This is a genomic window from Nonomuraea sp. H19 (assembly GCF_052068215.1).
In the GTDB taxonomy this organism is placed as follows: Bacteria; Actinomycetota; Actinomycetes; order Streptosporangiales; family Streptosporangiaceae; genus Nonomuraea.
Window position 1 is genome coordinate 75,161 of record NZ_JBQHCV010000012.1, and the last position, 17,507, is coordinate 92,667.

The 17,507-nt window shown below is 71.3% G+C and carries 11 protein-coding genes; 7 read left to right on the forward strand and 4 right to left on the reverse strand.

Going from position 1 to position 17,507, the window contains the following annotated elements:
• The 4 genes from ACTMTI_RS26530 to ACTMTI_RS26545 are packed head-to-tail and all read right to left on the reverse strand — an operon-like array spanning position 1 to position 4,720.
• Positions 1-1,455: an acyl-CoA carboxylase subunit beta gene (locus tag ACTMTI_RS26530; protein ID WP_441123224.1), complete on the reverse strand. Its 1,455-nt coding sequence runs from the start codon at positions 1,453-1,455 to the stop codon at positions 1-3.
• Positions 1,452-2,195, reverse strand: a complete 744-nt coding sequence (locus tag ACTMTI_RS26535) for a hypothetical protein (RefSeq protein WP_441123225.1) — start codon at positions 2,193-2,195, stop codon at positions 1,452-1,454. Before ACTMTI_RS26535 ends, ACTMTI_RS26530 begins: the two co-directional genes overlap by 4 nt.
• Positions 2,179-2,940 carry an enoyl-ACP reductase FabI gene (fabI, locus tag ACTMTI_RS26540; RefSeq protein WP_441123226.1) on the reverse strand — a complete coding sequence of 254 codons (762 nt, stop codon included), beginning with the start codon at positions 2,938-2,940 and terminating at the stop codon, positions 2,179-2,181. The genes ACTMTI_RS26535 and fabI overlap by 17 nt, the downstream gene beginning before the upstream one ends.
• 1 nt (position 2,941) lies before the next feature.
• On the reverse strand, positions 2,942-4,720 hold the full coding sequence (locus tag ACTMTI_RS26545) for an NAD(P)/FAD-dependent oxidoreductase (RefSeq protein WP_441123227.1): 1,779 nt from the start codon (positions 4,718-4,720) through the stop codon (positions 2,942-2,944).
• Between the two features lie 149 nt (positions 4,721-4,869).
• Here ACTMTI_RS26545 and ACTMTI_RS26550 point away from each other — a divergent pair, with 149 nt between their 5' ends.
• The 7 genes from ACTMTI_RS26550 to ACTMTI_RS26580 all read left to right on the forward strand — a co-directional run bounded on the left by ACTMTI_RS26550 (position 4,870) and on the right by ACTMTI_RS26580 (position 17,502).
• Positions 4,870-6,072 (forward strand): MFS transporter, encoded by a 1,203-nt coding sequence (locus ACTMTI_RS26550; RefSeq protein ID WP_441123228.1) that lies wholly within the window; start codon positions 4,870-4,872, stop codon positions 6,070-6,072.
• Positions 6,073-6,187: 115 nt separating this feature from the next.
• Positions 6,188-10,570 carry a type I polyketide synthase gene (locus ACTMTI_RS26555; protein WP_441123229.1) on the forward strand — a complete coding sequence of 1,461 codons (4,383 nt, stop codon included), beginning with the start codon at positions 6,188-6,190 and terminating at the stop codon, positions 10,568-10,570.
• A gap of 37 nt (positions 10,571-10,607) precedes the next feature.
• The gene (locus ACTMTI_RS26560; RefSeq protein ID WP_441123230.1) at positions 10,608-13,301 is read left to right on the forward strand and encodes an aldehyde dehydrogenase family protein; all 2,694 of its coding nucleotides are present in this window, start codon (positions 10,608-10,610) and stop codon (positions 13,299-13,301) included.
• Positions 13,298-14,962, forward strand: coding sequence for a thiamine pyrophosphate-binding protein (locus ACTMTI_RS26565; RefSeq protein ID WP_441123231.1), 1,665 nt, complete (start codon positions 13,298-13,300; stop codon positions 14,960-14,962). The genes ACTMTI_RS26560 and ACTMTI_RS26565 overlap by 4 nt, the downstream gene beginning before the upstream one ends.
• Positions 14,962-16,209 (forward strand): beta-ketoacyl-ACP synthase II, encoded by a 1,248-nt coding sequence (gene fabF, locus ACTMTI_RS26570; RefSeq protein WP_441123232.1) that lies wholly within the window; start codon positions 14,962-14,964, stop codon positions 16,207-16,209. Before ACTMTI_RS26565 ends, fabF begins: the two co-directional genes overlap by 1 nt.
• A gap of 55 nt (positions 16,210-16,264) precedes the next feature.
• Positions 16,265-16,516, forward strand: coding sequence for an acyl carrier protein (locus tag ACTMTI_RS26575; RefSeq protein ID WP_441123233.1), 252 nt, complete (start codon positions 16,265-16,267; stop codon positions 16,514-16,516).
• Positions 16,517-16,581: 65 nt separating this feature from the next.
• Complete coding sequence (locus ACTMTI_RS26580) at positions 16,582-17,502, forward strand: acyl-ACP desaturase (RefSeq protein ID WP_441123234.1); 921 nt, start codon at positions 16,582-16,584, stop codon at positions 17,500-17,502.
• Positions 17,503-17,507 lie beyond the last annotated feature (5 nt).

Here is a 17,507-nt window from a genome sequence, read left to right on the forward strand (position 1 = left end):
TCAGAGAGGGATGTTGCCGCGCGTGCCACGGGCGGCCGGCGCGCAGGCGATGGCCCGCGCGATCGCGCCCCTGGTCTCGCGGGTGGAGATGATCTCGTCGACCACGCCCAGGTCCACGGCCCGGTCGAGGCCGCCGATGGTGCGGTCGTGCTGTTCGGCGAGTTCCTGCTCCAGCGCGGCGCTCTCCTCCGGCGTGGCGCAGGCCGCCAGCTTGCGGCGGTGCAGGATGCGCACGGCCGCGACCGCCCCCATCACCGCGACCTCGGCACTCGGCCAGGCGAACACGCGGGTGGCGCCGAGCGAGCGGGAGTTCATCGCGATGTACGCCCCTCCGTACGCCTTCCGCGTCACCAGCGTCACCCGGGGCACCGACGCGCCGGCGAAGGCGTGCAGCAGCTTGGCCCCGCGGCGGACGATGCCCTCCCACTCCTGAGAGACGCCGGGCAGGTAGCCGGGCACGTCCACGAGGACGATGAGGGGCACGCCGAACGCATCGCACATCCTGACGAACCGGGCGGCCTTCTCGGCCGAGATCGCGTTGAGGCAGCCGCCGAGCCGCATGGGGTTGTTGGCGATCACCCCGACCGTCCGGCCGCCCAGCCTGCCGAGCGTGGTCACGATGTTAGGGGCCCACTTGGCGTGCAGCTCCACGCCCCTCTCGTCGAGCAGCCCGTCGATCAGCGGCTGGATGGCGTAGGCGCGCTTGGGGTTGTCCGGCAGCAGGGCGGAGAAGTCGACCTCGGCCACCTCGCCGGGCGCCTCGCCCTGCGCGCCGAGCAGTGCGGTGAGGGCCCGCGCCCGCTCGTACGCCTCCAGGTCGGTCTTGGTGGTCACGTGGACCACGCCGCTCTTGGTCGCGTGGGCGGCCGGGCCGCCCAATGTGGCCATGTCCACGTCCTCGCCGGTGACGCTGCGGACGACTTCGGGGCCGGTGACGAAGAGGCGGCCCTGCTCCGACATGATCACGATGTCCGTGAGCGCGGGCCCGTAGGCGGCGCCGCCGGCGGCGGGGCCGAACACGACGGACAGTTGCGGCACCAGGCCGGAGGCCCGCGTCATGGCGGCGAAGACGGTGCCCACCGCGTTCAGCGAGCCCACGCCCTCGGCCAGCCGGGCGCCGCCCGAATGCCACAGGCCCACGATGGGCACGCCCCTGCGCAGGGCGACCTCGTACGCGTGGACGATGTGCGCGCATCCGGCCGAGCCCATCGCGCCGCCCTGCACCCGGGGGTCGCTCGCGAACGCCACCGCGGTGACGCCCTTGGCCCGGCCGATCCCGGCGAGGACGCCGCTGTCGTCGGCGGAGGTCAGCAGGGTCAGCGTGCCGGGGTCGAAGAACGACGTAAGCCGCAGGGACGGGTCTCGGGGATCCGGTTCTCTGAGTGCCGGGCCCCCGGCCTTCTCCACGTCTTTGGAGAGAAGGCCGGGACCACGGGTGTCTTCGAGGATGGTCATGCGTGCTGTCCTTCGGCGAGGGCCGGTTCGGTCAGGCTGGGCAGGGCGGGCGCGCGCCAGATCTGCAGCCCGGCGGCGATCAGCCACACGGTCGGCGTCAGCATGCCGAACAGCGGGTAGAGCACCCCGTAGCCGAGGTCGGTCAGCCCGGTCGCGTAGAGGTAGCCGGCGGTGGCCACCGCGCCCGTGCCGCCGGCGATGCCGAGCCAGCCGATCCACTTGGCGTAGAGCGAGCTGACGACCATGGCAAGGCCGTAGGCGAGGGGAGCGAGCCCGGCCACGAGCAGCACGCCGGTGATCTCGGTGGAGTACGCCGTCCGCGAGCTCGCGCTGAAGATGGCCTCCTGGACGCTCCCGGTCTGCTCCCAGGTCTGGGTCAGGAACGTGTGGACGTAGCCGTCCCGCGCGTAGGTGACGATCAGCAGCGCGACGCCGGCCACGGCGAACCCGTTGCCGATCATCGCCAGCGGCCGGGCCGGCGTGCCGGCGAACGTCTCTCCAACGGTCAGCAGCCCGGCCAGCCGCAGCGAGGTGCCGAGGGTGACCGCGAAGTGCAGCAGCACCCACAGTCCCGGCATCGCGGCGATGCCCTTCATGTACGCCGCCGCGGACACGTCCGCGAACGGGTCCTGGATGACCACCAGCACGGCCAGTGCGCTCAGCACGGCCAGCGTGACGCCGGCGATCCCGGCGGCCGCGCCGATCCTGAACGCGGTCCTCTTCTCAGTCGCCCATCGCATGGAATCCTCCATCCACGTGAATCACTTCTCCGGTCGTCGCCGGGAACCAGTCGGAAAGCAGCGCCGTACAGGCCCGGGCGACCGGCTCGCAGTCGTCGGCCTTCCAGCCGAGCGCGGAGCGCGCGTCCCAGCTCGCCTCGACGCCGGCGAAGCCGGGGATGCCGCGGGCGGCGACCGTCCGCAGCGGCCCGGCGGCCACGAGGTTGACCCGGATGCCGCGCGGCCCGAGATAGCGCGCCAGGTAGCGGGAGCAGGACTCCAGCCCGGCCTTGGCCACGCCCATCCAGTCGTAGTTCGCCCAGGCGACGGTGGCGTCGAAGTCGAGGCCGACGATCGATCCGCCGTTGGGCATGAGCGGCAGGCACGCCACGCTGAGCGACTTCAGCGAGTACGTCGACACCTGCAGCGAGGTCGAGACGTCCGACCACGGCGTCTCCAGGAAGTTGCCGCCGAGCCCCGACTCGGGGGCGAAGGCGATCGCGTGCAACACGCCGTCCAGGCGGTCCACGCCCACCCGGTCGGCCAGGCCGGCCAGGTGGCCCTCGTCGGTGACGTCCAGCTCGACGACCCGGGTGTCGGGGTTCGGCAGCCGGCGGGCGGTGCGCTGGACGAGGCTCATCCGCCCGAAGCCGGTCAGCACGACGTTCGCGCCCTGCTCCTGGGCGACCCTGGCCACGTGGAAGGCGATGCTGGCGTCCGTCAGCACGCCCGTGACCAGCAGGTTCTTGCCGTCTAGGATGCCCATGTCAGCTCCCCGCGGGGGTGACGGTGACGACGCCGGTCCGCCACAGCAGCTTCACCAGGTGCAGCTGGAGCTCGTTGAGCTCCTTGCTCAGCTCGCCGTAGCTCATGCCGCCGTCCGACAGGCAGTCCCAGACCACCTTGCCGCCGTCCACCTCGTCGAAGCTGCGCACCTCGACGCCGGAGGCCGAGCCCTCGACCGAGTAGCGGTGGCAGGGCAGCGGCTGCGACAGGGGCGAGACCACCGCGTCCCCGTTCGCGACCGGGTCCTCCCAGTACTTGGTGAGCGCCGCTTCCTCCTCCTCCGACAGCTTGAACGGGGGCGGCGGGGCGAAGCCCTTGAACCCGGGGATGTCCAGGCCGAGGCTCGTGCGGATGGTGGCGCCCGGGGTGAGGCTGACGTGGTCGTCGTCGCTGATCCGGCCGGGGTCGGCCATCCCGTACGCCTTCATGTACGGGCCGTCGGCGTCCAGGTCGGACTGCGTGCCGCCCTCGCCGGTCAGATGGCGCAGCACGTCGGGCTCCATCGTGGTGCTGAGCAGGACCTGGAAGGTCTGCTCACGGAAGTTCCCGGTCACGTCCTGGCCGCGGGTGCGCCAGTAGATGCTGTCCGGGTTGCTCTTGCCGATGGCGTGGTACCACTGGTCGATCGACAGCGAGAACGACTCGGCGATGCCGTGCCACTCCATGTCGTAGTCGTGCCACAGGTCACGCTTGTGCTGCTCGTCGATGCTGTCGTCGAAGGTGGCCTTGAGCACGGTGGCCGCCGACAGGCCGTGGTGCATGGCGAACGCCACGCCCGAGGAGAACAGGGGGTCGACGAAGTAAGCGGCGTCGCCGACCAGGATCCAGCGCTCGTCGAAGTTGGCGAACTGGTCGTTGATCATGGAGTAGTTGGTGGCCGTCTGCATCTTGTCCGAGACCGGCGTGCCGTTCTTGACCAGCTCGCCGACCAGCGGGATGTCCTTGATCGCGTTGGTGAACTGCGCGATGTCGGTGAAGTCCTTGCCGGCCTCCTTGAGGATGGCCGGGATGGTCACGATGCCGACCGAGTGCGTCATCACGCGCTCGCCGTTGATGACCTTCGGCACCGGGATGTACCAGCACCAGCCGTCGCTGAAGGCCGAGCAGGCGATGGGGGACTGGCTCTTGGGGTGGAAGATGTTCCAGTCCTCGGGGACGTCGTAGGCGTGCTGGGCGCCGGTGTAGTGCTGCCAGATCGCGATGTTCTTGTACCCGGACAGGTAGCTGCGCTTCTTCTTCGAGGCGATGCTGTTGCGCCGCCCCGAGGCGTCGACGAAGTACCCGCAGCGGACCTTGCGGCCGTCGTTGAAGGTGACCTCGCAGCCGTCCTCCAGCCGCTCGAACTCGGAGATCGTCATCTCCTCGAACATGTGCGCGCCGCACTCTCCCGCGTGCCTGAACAGCAGTTCGTCGAACTCCGAGCGGTTGACGTGGGAGGCCCAGCGCTGCACGCCGTCCCTGACGTACGACTCGTGGTCGAAGAAGGCCACGCTGGGCTTCTCCTCCCACTTGAAGATGCCGCCGTACTTCTGGACCTTGAACTCGCTGGACATGACCTTGTCCAGCGCGCCGATCTCCTCGAGGGCCGGCGTCGTGGGATGCGCGAGAGATTCGCCGATGTGCTCGCGAGGGTGCTTCACCTTGTCGAAGACGGCGACGCTCAAATCAGTGGTCCGCGCCAATTGCGCGGCCAAAGTCGAGCCTGCCGGGCCGCCACCCATGATGATGACGTCGTAATAGTCTCGAACCGCGTCGGTCATTGCTTCCTCTTTCTCCGGGCGTCGGGGGCGGAGGGCGAGGCCCACCGAGGCCACAATGGCATCCGACCGGCCGGTCGCGGACCGAGGAGATTACCGAAGTCATTTGCTGCGGTCTTAATACCGGTGTCCGCGGCGTGCACTGTTGGGTCGTGGCTGACAATGATTTCAAAGCGCTTCTCGCCCCGCCCGAGGCCCGCTGGTTCGTCCTGGCCGGCTTCGTCGGGCGGCTCCAGATGTCGATGCTCGGCATCGCCACCATCCTGCTGGTGACCTCGGCCACCGGCTCCTACGGGCTGGCCGGCGCGGTCGGCGCCACCATCCTCATCTCACAGGCCTTCGCCGCCCCCAGGATCGGCAGACTCGGCGACCGTCTCGGCCAGGGCCGCGTGCTGCGGCCGGTGCTGCTGCTGCACGCGGTCGGCCTGGCCGGCATCATGGGCGGCGTCGCCACCGGCCAGCACTGGCTGCTCTTCCCCTCCGCGGTGCTGGCGGGCCTGGCCTTCCCGCCGCTCGGGCCGATGGTCCGCTCCCGGTGGGCCGCGAGGGTCGGCGGAACGCCGCTGCTCAAGGCGGCCTTCGCCATCGAGAGCGCCATCGACGAGGTCATCTACATCGTCGGTCCGGTGATCGCCACCACGGTCGCGGTGGCCGTCAGCCCGAGCGTGGGCTACGTCGCCGGCATGGTGCTGACCCTCGCCGGCGGCCTGTCCTTCGCCGCCATGCGCCGCACCGAGCCCGCGCCCATGCCCGTCGCGCGCACCGGGCCCTCGCTGCTGCGGATCCCGGCGCTGCGCGTCACGCTGCTGTTCGCGCTGGTGCTCGGCGTCGTGCTGGGCTCCAGCGAGATCGCCATGGTCGGCTTCGCCGCGGATCTCGGCGCGACCGCGCTGGCCGGGCCGTTGGTCGGCGCCCTGTCCGTCGGCAGCCTGCTCACCGGGCTCTGGTACGGCTCGCGCCGGTGGCGCTCCTCGCTCTCCCAGCGTTTCCTGGCCTTCGCCGCCTGCCTGGCCGCCGGCCTGATCCCGCTGACGCTGGTCACCGGCGCGCCCCTGATGGCGCTGGCCTCCTTCGTCGCGGGCGCCGCCCTCGCGCCGACGCTCATCGTCGTGTACGAGATGGTCGAGTCGCTGGTGCCCGGCGAGCGCAGCAGCGAGGGGTTCGCCTGGGTGCAGAGCGCCCTCGTCATCGGCCTGGCCGCCGGCGTGCAGCTCGCCGGGCAGGTGGCCGACGCGCTCGACGGGCACCACGCCTTCCGCGTCACGGCGGCCGCGGGGGCCGTCGCGCTCGTCACTGTCGTGCTGGCCACCCGCCTCACCCGGCGCGTACGGCCCGCCGCCGAAGCACTTCGGTAATTCCCTCGGTGGGCCACCGAAGTACTTCGGTCTTCCCCTCGGTGGAAAACCGCGGCCCCGATGCGATGCTGAATTCAGCAGGCGAACACCATTGATTTCGCGAAGTAGGGACACGATGCGTGATATCGCGATAGTCGGAATGGGATGCCGATTCCCCGGCGCCGGAAATCTCAATGAATATCACCGGATGCTGCTCGACGGCGAACGCCATTTCCACGGGGTTCCCGCGACGCGATGGGACCACCGCGAATTCTTCAACGCGGCCGAGGGCCGGGCGCCGCGGAAGGCGTACACCGACCAGGTCTCCTATCTGCCGGAGGTCGACCGGTTCGACGCCGCGTACTTCAGGATGCCGCCGCGCCGGGTCCGCACGATGGACCCGCAGCAGCGGCTGATCCTGGAGGTCACCCGCGAGGCCGTGCAGGACGCCGGCTGGGAGCGCCGGCCCTTCGACCGGCAGAACACCGGCGTGTACTTCGCGATGAGCACCGCCGACTTCATGTACCTCACGCCCGACCCCATGGACATGGAGCCCTGGTCCATCCCCGGCGAGCAGCTCAACATGGCCGCCACCAACGTCAGCCAGTTCTACGACCTGGCCGGGCCCAGCTTCACCGTCGACTCCTCGTGCTCCTCGGGCTTGGTCGCGCTGCACGAGGCCGTGGTCGCGCTGCGGGCCGGGGTGTGCGCCGAGGCGATCGTCGGCGGCGCCTACATCAACCTGATCCCGCACAGCCTCATCGGCTTCTCCAAGGTGGGCGCGGTCTCCCGCGAGGGCGTGTGCCGGCCGTTCGACCGGCGCGCCGACGGGTTCGTGCTCGGCGAGGGCGTCGGCGTGGTCGTCCTGCGCCCGCTGGAGGCGGCGCTGGCCGCCGGCGACCGCGTCTACGCGGTGATCAAGGGGATCGGCTGCTCGAACGACGGCACCACCGAGGGGCCGATGACGCCGCGGACCGAGGGGCAGCGGCTGTCGCTGCGCCGGGCGTACGCCGACGCCGGGGTCGAGCCGGGCTCCGTGGGCTTCGTCGAGGCGCACGGCACCGCCACCACCGTGGGCGACCGGGTCGAGCTGGAGTCGCTCCGGCACGCCCGCAACGCGTCGGGCCGCGAGCCCGGGCCCGCCTACCTCGGCTCCGTCAAGGCGCTGATCGGCCACTCGCTCACCGCCTCCGGCATGGCCTCCCTCATCAAGACGACGCTCGCGCTGCACCACGGCGTGATCCCGCGCCAGCCGGAGACGGAGGTCAACCCCGAGGCCGACCCCGCCATCGCCGGGCTCACCATTCCGCAGGAGAACATCCCGTGGCCGCGCACCGGCGCGGACGCCCGGCGGGCCGGCATCAACTCCTTCGCCTTCGGCGGCACCAACGTCCACGTGGTGATGGAGGAGGCCCCTGAGCCGGCTGCCGAGGCGAGCCCGGACGAGCGGCCGCAGCTGTTCCTCTTCTCCGCGGCGACGGTCGAGCTGCTCGCCGACCACGTGGAGGCCTTCCCCGTGACCGCCGAGGTGCCCCTGGACGCGGTGGCGCGGACGCTGGCCGAGCGCGAGCTGCTCAAGGCGCGGCTCGCGGTGGTCGCGGCCGGCCACGAGGAACTGGCCACGCGACTCAAGACGGCCGCCGCGGCGCTGAGAGCGGGCCGCACCGGCCCCCTCGGCGAGGGCGTGTACGCCGCGGCGGTGCCACTGGAGGCGAACGAGCGCCAGGTCGCCTTCCTCTTCCCCGGCCAGGGCAGCCAGCGCCCCCACCTGCTGGCCGACCTGTACGAACGCTTCCCCGCCTTCCGCGAGACCGCGGGCGCGCTCGACGCGGTCGCCAGAGAGGGCTTCGGCGTCGACGTCCTGGACGCCGTCTACGGCGCCGGCGCCGACACCGACGCGGGCCGCGAGCGGATCAAGGGCACCGACGTGTGCCAGCCCCTGCTCGGCGTGCTCGGCCTGGCCGCCGCCCGCCTGGTCGCCTCCTGCGGGGTGCGCCCGGCGGTGGCGCTCGGGCACAGCGTCGGCGAGTTCACCGCGGCGGCCGTGGCCGGGGCGATGGACGACGCGGAGGCGGTCCGGCTCATGGCCGGGCGCGGCGCGGTCATGCGCCGGGCCGAGAACGGCAAGGGCGGCGGCATGCTCGTCGTCCAGGCCGCCCCGGACACCGTCGCCGGCCTGTCGGACGGGATCGCGGGCGTCTGGCCCGCCTGCTACAACACCCCGCGGCAGACCGTCGTCGCCGGAGAGCCCGAAGGGCTGGCGGCACTCGCCGAGCGGTGCGCGGCCGCCAAGGTCGGCGCCGTCCCGCTCGCGGTCTCCAACGCCTTCCACACCCCCCTGCTGGAAGGAATCCGTGGCGACATCCGCGCGGATCTGGAGCTGCGCGAGATCGCCAGCCCTTCGGTCACCTACGTGTCCTGCATGAGCGGCGGCCGGGTCGAGGAGCCCGCGCGGCTGCGCGAGCTGTGGGAGGGACACGCCTCCTCGCCGGTCAGGTTCGCCGACGCCGCGCTGGCCGCGTACGAGCACGGCGCGCGGGTGTTCGTGCAGGTGTGCGGCGGCCGGTCGCTGCTGGCGATGGTCAAGCGCACGCTCGGCGACAGGCCCGGCGCCACCTACGTCGCGATGTCCGGCGACGCGGCCGACGACGGGCGCTCCTTCCTGGCCGGGCTCGGCCAGCTCGCGGTGCTCGGCCTGCCCGTGACGCTCCCGGACACCGGCGCCCGCCCGGACCTGGTGAGCCTGCCGCCGTCACCGCTGCTGCGCAAGGTGCACGCTCTTCCCCCGTTCCCGATGCCTTCCGCGCAGCCGATGCAGTCGGCGCAGCCGATGCCTTCCGTACGACAAGAGACCGCGGCGGCGCAGCCGCTCCAAGCGGAGGAGAGTCATGTGAGCGAGATCGTCAGTCTTTTCCGCGAGCAGATCGCCCTGCTGCGCTCGGCCGGAGCCCAGGTGGACGCCGCGCCGGCGGCGGCGGCGATCGCCGCCCCGGCCGTCCAGCCCCGGCCGCAGGCCCGGCCCGAGCCGCAGGCGCCCGCCGGGGACGCGGTGGTGACCAGGGCCAGGCAGACCGTGTACGAGCACATCGCCAGGATCGGCGCGTTCCCCGCGGATCAGCTGAGCGGGCCGACCCTGCTGGTCGAGGAGCTCGGGTTCGACTCACTGATGGTCACCGAGCTGCGGGTCTCCCTGCAGAAGGTGTGGCCCGAGCTGACCAGCCTGCCCAAGCGGCCCACCATCGACGAGGTCGTCGCGGCGGTGTCCGGCTCGCAGGGGGTCGTGGTCGAGGTCGCGGCACCGGAGCCGCCGAAGCCTCAGGTGACGATGGAGACCTCCCTGGAGACCTGGTCCGACCTGGTGGAGCACCGGGAGTTCATGAAGGGCATCGAGCGCAACCCGTACTTCATCGACCACCAGGCCAACATCAGGGACACCACCGTCGTGGACGGCAAGGAACTGATCAGCTTCTCCAGCTACAACTACCTCGGCCTGTCCGGGCATCCCAAGGTCAACGAGGCGGTGCGCGAGGCGGTCGAGCGGTACGGCACCTCCGTCTCGGCCAGCCGCTTCCTGTCCGGCAACCGGCCGATCCACCACGAGCTGGAGGCCGAGCTGGCCGCCCTGCTCGGCACCGAGGACGCGGTCGTCATGGTCAGCGGCCACGCCACCAACGTCTCGGTGATCGGGCACATCGTCGGCCCCGGCGACCTCATCGTCCACGACGAGCTGTCCCACGACAGCATCATGCAGGGCTGCGCGCTGTCCGGCGCCACCCGGCGCCCGTTCGCCCACAACGACCCGGCCGCGCTGGACGCGGTGCTCAGCCGGCACCGCAAGCTGCACCGCCGGGCGCTGGTCGTCATCGAGGGCGTCTACAGCATGGACGGCGACCTTGCCGACCTGCCCGCCATCATCGACATCAAGAACCGCCACGGCGCCGTCCTGCTCATCGACGAGGCGCACAGCTACGGCACGGTCGGCAAGTCGGGCGGCGGGATCGGCGACCACTTCGGCGTGGACCGCTCGCAGGTCGAGCTCTGGGCCGGCACGCTGTCGAAGGCGGGTGCGAGCTGCGGCGGCTACGTGGCCGGCTCCCGCGAGGTCATCGACTACATGAAGTACACCGTGCCGGGCTTCGTCTACAGCGTCGGCATGACCCCGCCCAACGCCGCCGCCGCGCTGGCCGCCCTGCGGGTCATGCGGGACGAGCCCGAGCGTCTCGAGCGGCTGCGCACCAACTCCGAGCTGTTCCTGAGGCTCGCCAAGGAAGCCGGGATCAACACGGGCGTGAGCAAGGACTCTCCGGTGGTCCCCTGCATCGTCGGCGACAACGAGCAGTGCCTGACGCTCGCGAACCGGCTCTTCGACCGGGGCATCAGCGCCAACCCCATCCTCTACCCCGCGGTGCCGGAGGAGCTGGTGCGCCTGCGGTTCTTCGTCACCTCCGAACACACCACCCAGCAGATCGAACACACCATCGGCGTGCTCGCCGATGAGCTGAAGGGACTGGCGGGCTGAACCACGGCCCCACGACCCGTACGGAATGGATGAGACAGTGGACTGGACCACAGGAAAAGTCATAACTCCCACCGCCACCTACACCTCGATCGAGATCGAGGAGCTTGCGCTCGGCATGGCCGCGATCCTGGCCGAGAGCTCGCTCACCCCGGGCGACAGGGTCGTCGTCAGCGCCGACAACTCCGCCGAGTACATCGCCGCCCTTCTCGCCCTGATGCATCTGGACGCCTCCATCGTCCTGATCGATCACCGCGAGACCGCCGCGGAGCGGCGCAGGATGAGCTCCGTCGCCGGCGCCCGGCTGATCATCAACGACGGCGACCTGGCCGACCTCACCGCCCGCGTGCCGACGCTGGCCATCCACTCGCTGGCCGAGGAGGCCAGGCGGCGGGAGCCCAGCGCGGAGTTCCTGTCCTTCTCCGCCTGGCACGCCCGCACCGACGCGCTCGTCACCTGGTCGTCGGGCTCCACCGGCGCGCCCAAGGGCGTCGTGCGGTCGGGCCGCAGCTTCCTCAACGACCTGCAGCGCACCCGCGAGCGGATGGGCTACCGGCCCGACGACGTGCTGATGCCGCTGCTGCCGTTCTCCCACTTCTACGGGCTGACGCTGGCCATCCTGCAGTGGACGGTCGGCTGCTCGCTGGTCGTGGCGCCGCTGGAGCGGCTCGACCTGGCCGTGCGGCTGGCCGCCGTGGCGGGGGTGACCGTGGTGGACGCGACGCCGTCCACATACCACGCCCTGCACGCGATGAGCCAGCGCCGCCCGGTCACGGTCAGGGAGCTGAGCAGCGTGCGGATGTTCTGCACCGGGGGCTGCCCGCTGCAGCCTGCGCTGGCCGAGCGCTTCGCCCGCACGTTCAGCCGGCCGCTGCTCGACGGCTACGGCAGCAACGAGGTCGGCAACATCGCCCTGGGCAACCTGGCCAACCCGGTCGCGTGCGGGCGCCCGCTCACCGACGTGCAGGTGCGCATCCTCGACCGCGACGGCTCGCCCGTGGTGCCCGGCCAGGTCGGCGAGATCTTCGTCTCCTCGCCCAGCCTCATGGAGGGCTACCTGGCCGACGACGGCACCGTCACCCCGCTCGGCGAGGGGGCGTACGCGACCGACGACCTCGGCTACTGGACGCCCGAGGGCAACCTCGTGGTGATGGGCCGCAAGCAGGCCGTGCACCGCATGGGGCACAACCTCTACCTGGAGACGATCGAGCGCAAGGCCGAGTTCTGCGGCCGGCCCGTGAAGATCGTCCCGGTGGACGACGAGCGCCAGGGCAGCCTGCTCGTCTTCTTCGTGGAGGACCAGAACGAGGGCTCCGCCACGCACTGGCGCAGCGCCATCTGCTCGCTGCTGCCCTCCTACGAGCACCCGAACAAGGTCGTGGTGCTGCCCCGGCTGCCGGTCAACGGCACCGGCAAGGTGGACGTCAGGGCCTTGCGCATGCTCGCCGAGCAGGCGGTGTACCGGCCCGCCCGGCTGCGCCCCCTTGAGGTACGGCAGGAGGAGGCGCCGCTGCCCGAGGACCTGGACCGGATCCCGTTCGCCGAACGGATCGCTGCGCTAAGGGCGGTGGCGCACTACTTGCGCACCGACCCCGGAGCGATCATGGACGTGCTCACGGAGATCTCGGACTACAAGTCCGTCGAGTCGGAGATCGAGGCGGCGCTGCACACGCTGTCCGGCGCGATCGACGAGGTCGTGCGCAACGGCCCGGCGCGGATGGACCGCATGGCCGTCTTCATGTCGTCCAACGTGCTGCTCAACTCCTATGTGCTGTACCTGCTCGTCCCCTCCCTGTACGTCGAGTCGATCGTGGCCAGGCCGTCCAGCCAGGTGGCCGCCCAGACGTGGCGGCTGCACGAGCTCCTCGCCCCCGTGCACGGCCTGCCGATCGAGATGACGTCGCTGAGCCAGCGCAAGTTCAAGGAAGGCCCGGTGGCCGAGGCGGACGTGGTCGTCTTCACGGGCACCTACCAGAACGCCGAGACGATCCGGGCGGAGCTGTCGCCGGAGCAGATCTTCCTGCTCTTCGGCCAGGGCGCGAACCCCTTCATCCTGGCCCCAGGCGCCGACATCGATGTGGCCTCCGAGGACGCACTGCGGATCAGGATGCTCAACTCGGGCCAGGACTGCTTCGGCCCCGACGTGTTCTTCGTCCAGGAGAGCGACGTCCCGCGGTTCGTGGAGGCGCTGCTCAAGCGGCTGTCCACGCTGACCTTCGGCGACTACGACGACCCCGACGCCGACTACGGGCCCATGTGCTACGTCAGCGCGATCTTCGAGGCGGCGGAGTACCTCCAGGACAACGGGCAGCACATCATCTACGGCGGCCAGATCGACTTCCGCACCCGCCAGATCCAGCCGACGGTGCTGCTGCGCTCGATGCGGGACGAGATGTCGATGGCGGAGATCTTCTCGCCCATCTTCAACATCGTCTCCTACACCGACCTGGCCGAGGTGCGCGAGCGCCTGGGCACCGGCTACTACCAGGACAGGTCCATGGGCGCCATGGTGTACGGCGAGGCCCCCGAGCTGGTCGAGCACCTGCGCAAGCGGCACATGGTGGCCGTGAACGAGACCCTGCTCGACATCGACAACGGCAACGAGCCGTTCGGCGGCCGCGGGATCATGGCCAACTACGTCGCCCACCGCAAGAAGCGCGTCTCCAAGCCGCTGCTCATCTCCCAGATCGTCGCCGAGTACGGCAGGGTCCCGGTCGAGGCGGGTGCCCGATGAACCCCGTCACCTACCCCAGCGCCTGGCACGCGGCCGTGGACTTCGCGCGGGCGTACGGCGTGGACACCGTCTTCGGGCTCCCCGACGACGACCTCGTCCCGCTCCAGGCGATGGAGCGCACCGACCTGCGGATGGTGCTCTGCCGCGACCAGCGCGCGGCCGCCTTCATGGCCGCCGGGCACGCGCTGACCTCGGGCCGGACCGCGCTCTGCGTCATCGGCAAGGGGCCGGCCGCCGCCAACGTCGTCGGCGGCCTGGTCGAGGCCCGCTGCTCCAGCGCCCCGATGGTGGTGCTGGCCTCGGGCACCGCGGCCAAGGCCCGCGGCTCGGGCGCCTTCCAGGAGCTCGACCAGCTTTCCATGATCGCGCCGGTGGTCAAGTGGGCGCACCGCGTCGACCACCCCGACCGGGTGGTGCCCGCGATCGAGCGGGCCTTCCTGGTCGCCGCCAACGGCGCCCCCGGGCCCGTCTACGTGGAGCTGCCCGCCGACCTGCTGGACGCGGAGGTCACCAGGGACCGGGCGTGGCGGCTGCCGCGCGCCCACCGCCCGGTGCCCGACGCCGAGGCGCTGGCCGGCTCGCTGGCCGCGCTGCGGGCGGCCCGCCGCCCGATCGTCCTGGTCGGCGGCGGCATGCGGCACAGGAACGCGCGTGGCGAGGTGGAACGGCTGGCCGAGCGGCTCGGCGCGGCCATCTTCACCACCGCCTCCGGGCGCGGCTGCGTGGACGAGGAGCACCCGCTCTTCTGTGGCCTGGCCGGCCTGTACGCCGCCGAGGAGACGCTGCCGCTGTGGGCCGAGACCGACCTGGTCGTGTCACTCGGCAGCCGGCTGGAGGAGACCGCCGTCTACCGGCCGGGCTTCGCCGCCCCCGGTACCGAGGTCCTCCAGGTGAACCTGGAGCCCGTCGAGGTATCCGCCGAGTGGCCCGGTCCGGTCGTCATCGGCGACGGCGCCGCCACCGTGCGGGCCTGGCTGGCGGAGTTCCCCGAGCAGGCCGGCGAATGGGCGCAGCGGGCACGCGCGGCCAAGAGGGCGGCGGCGGAGCGGGTCGAGGCCGAGCGGCGGCGGGTCCGCGAGCTGCCCGGCATCCACATCGCCGACCTGCTGCGCGTCCTCGACGAGGTGCTGCCGGACCAGCGCATCCTGGTGCAGGAGAACGGCCTGCAGGACATGTGGTCGTACTTCTACCCGCACTGGAGCTGCGCCGCGCCGGCCGGCTCGATCGTGCCCTCCGAGCAGACGAGCCTCGGCTTCGGCGCCATCGCCGCGGCCGGCGTGAAGCTCGCCGCACCGGGCCACGCCGTGGCCGCCCTCGTCGGGGACGGCGCCTTCGGCAAGCTCGGCGCCGACCTCGACGTGCTGGTCGAGCAGGAGCTCGGCGTCCTGTACGTGGTGCTCGACAACGGCGGCTTCGGCTGGCTCCAGGCCCAGCTCGACAAGGGCGGGCAGTCCCGGTTCTCCTTCGCGGGCCACCCCGGCGGCACGAGCGCCGGACGAGCCGGGGTGCACCACGCCGTGGTGGACGACAAGACGCGGCTGGACAAGGAGTTGCGCCAGGCGGCGGAGGCATGCGCGGCGGGCCGGGTCGCCGTGGTCGAGATCCCGGTCCGGCTCGACGACGTGCCCGCCGACCTCACCGAGACGGAAGGACAACACTGATGAGAACTTACGGACGGCGCGTGGTCATCACCGGCCAGGGCGTCATCACCCCCGTCGGACTGAGCGTCCAGGACTTCTGGGACTCCCTGCTCGCCGGCCGCAGCGGGGTCGGCCCGATCCAGTCCTTCGACACCGCCGAGCTGCCGGTCAAGATCGCCGGTGAGGTGAAGGGCTTCGACCCCGTGGAGTACATGCCGCGCACGGTCAGCCGCAGGATCGACAAGTACGCCCAGTTCGCGGTGGCCGCAGCCATGCAGGCCGTGGAGAACGCCAAGTTCGTCGTCGACGACACCAACACGCACCGCGTGGGCATCCTCATCGGCTCCGGGTACGGCCCCACCGCCCTCGTCCAGTCGGGCACCCTGACGCTGGACGAGCGCGGACACCGGGCGCTCGCGCCGTGGCTGTCCGCGGCCACGTCGATCGACTGCGCCGCCGGGGAGGTCGCGCTCAGGCTGGGCGCGACCGGCCCGTCCGGCGCGGTCAGCACCGCCTGCGCGTCCGGTACCTCGGCCGTGGGCGAGGCCATGCGGATGATCCAGCGCGGCGACGTGGACGCGATGATCGCGGGCGGCGCCGACAACTCGATCACCTCCTTCGACATCGGCTCCACCGCGATGTCCAGGGCGCTGTCACGGCGCAACGACGACCCGCAGCGCGCGAGCCGCCCGTTCGACAAGGACAGGGACGGGTTCGTCATGGCGGCCGGCGCGGGGGCGCTGGTGCTGGAGGACGCCCGCTTCGCCGAGCGGCGGGGCGCGCCCATCCTGGCAGAGGTCGTCGGCTACGGCGCGACGAGCGACGCCTACCACCCGACCGCGCCGCATCCGGAGGGCCTCGGCGCGCGCCGGTCCATGCAGCTCGCCCTCGACGACGCGGGCGTGGCCGCCGCGGCCGTGGACCACATCAACGCCCACGGCACCAGCACCACGCTCAACGACAGGACCGAGGCCGCCGCCATCCGCAGGGTGTTCGGCGACCACGCTCCCGGCATCCCGATCACCGCCGTCAAGTCGATGACCGGGCACATGATCGGCGCGGCCGGCGCGGTCGAGCTCATCGCGACCGTGCAGACCCTGCTCACCGGCATCGTGCCGCCCACGATCAACTGCGACGACCCCGAGGACCCGGGGCTCAACTTCGTCCCGCACCGGCCCCAGCAGCACGACGTCAAGGTGGCGATGAGCAACTCGTTCGGCTTCGCCGGGCACAACGCCACCCTCGTCGTACGGCGCTACGAGCACTGACCGACCCACATCACTACAGCACCGACCCACATCACTACAGCAAGGAGACAGGGAAATGAGCAACGAACGAGTTCTCGCCGAGTTCGCCGAGATCGTGCACGAGGTCGTCGGCATCCCCGCCGCCGAGGTGCAGCCCGGCAGCCACCTGCGTGACGACCTGGACATCGACTCGCTGTCCCTGGTGGAGATCATGGTCGCCGTCGAGGAGAAGTTCGGCGTGTCGACCCCGGACGAGATCGCGGTCGAGCTGGAGACCGTGAGCGCCGTGCTCGACCACATCGGGCAGAACCAGTCCGTCGGCGTCTGAGCGGTCCATGACCGGGGGACGGCCGGACATCCGGCCGTCCCCCTTGACTCGAGAGGAGCAAGCGCATGGAGGACGTGGACCTGCTGCGGGAGCTGGAGCCGGTCGTCGCCGAGAACATGGACCGCCACCTCAAGGTGGTACGCGACTGGCACCCCCACGACTACGTGCCGTGGAGCGAGGGGCGCAACTTCGCCTTCCTCGGCGGCGAGGACTGGCAGCCCGGCGACACCAAGATCGCACCGGTGGCCCGCGCCTCGCTGATCGTGAACCTGCTGACCGAGGACAACCTGCCCGCCTACCATCACAATCTGCTCACCGCCCTGGGCACGGGCGGCGCCTGGGGCGAGTGGATCTACCGCTGGACCGCCGAGGAGGCCAGGCACGCCATCACGCTGCGCGACTATCTCGTGGTGACCCGCGCCGTCGACCCGGTGGACCTGGAACAGCGGCGGATGGCGCTCATGTCGGCCGGGCCCGCCAACGAGCCCACCGAACTGCTGCCGAACGTGGTCTACACCGCGCTGCAGGAACTGGCCACGCGGCTGTCGCACCGCAACACCGGCACCGCCACCGGCTGCCCCATCGGCGAGCAGCTGCTGGCCCGCATCGCCGCGGACGAGAACCTGCACATGCTGTTCTACCGGAACCTGGTGGGCGCGGCGCTGGAGCTGGCCCCCGACGCGACGATGCGGGCCATCACCGACGTGGTGAAGAACTTCGAGATGCCCGGCACCGGCCAGCCCGGCTTCCGCCGCATGGCGGTCGAGATCGCCAACGGCGGCATCTACGACATGCGGCTGCACCACGATCGCGTCATCATGCCGATCCTGCGGCACTGGCGGATCTTCGACCGCTCCGGCTTCGGCCCGGAGGGCGAGGCCGCGCGGGCCGAGCTGTCGGCGTTCCTGCACGTGCTCGACGTGCAAGCGGACCGGTTCGTCACGCGCCGCGAGGAGCGGGCGGCCGCCGTCGCGGCAAGACTGTAAGCGCA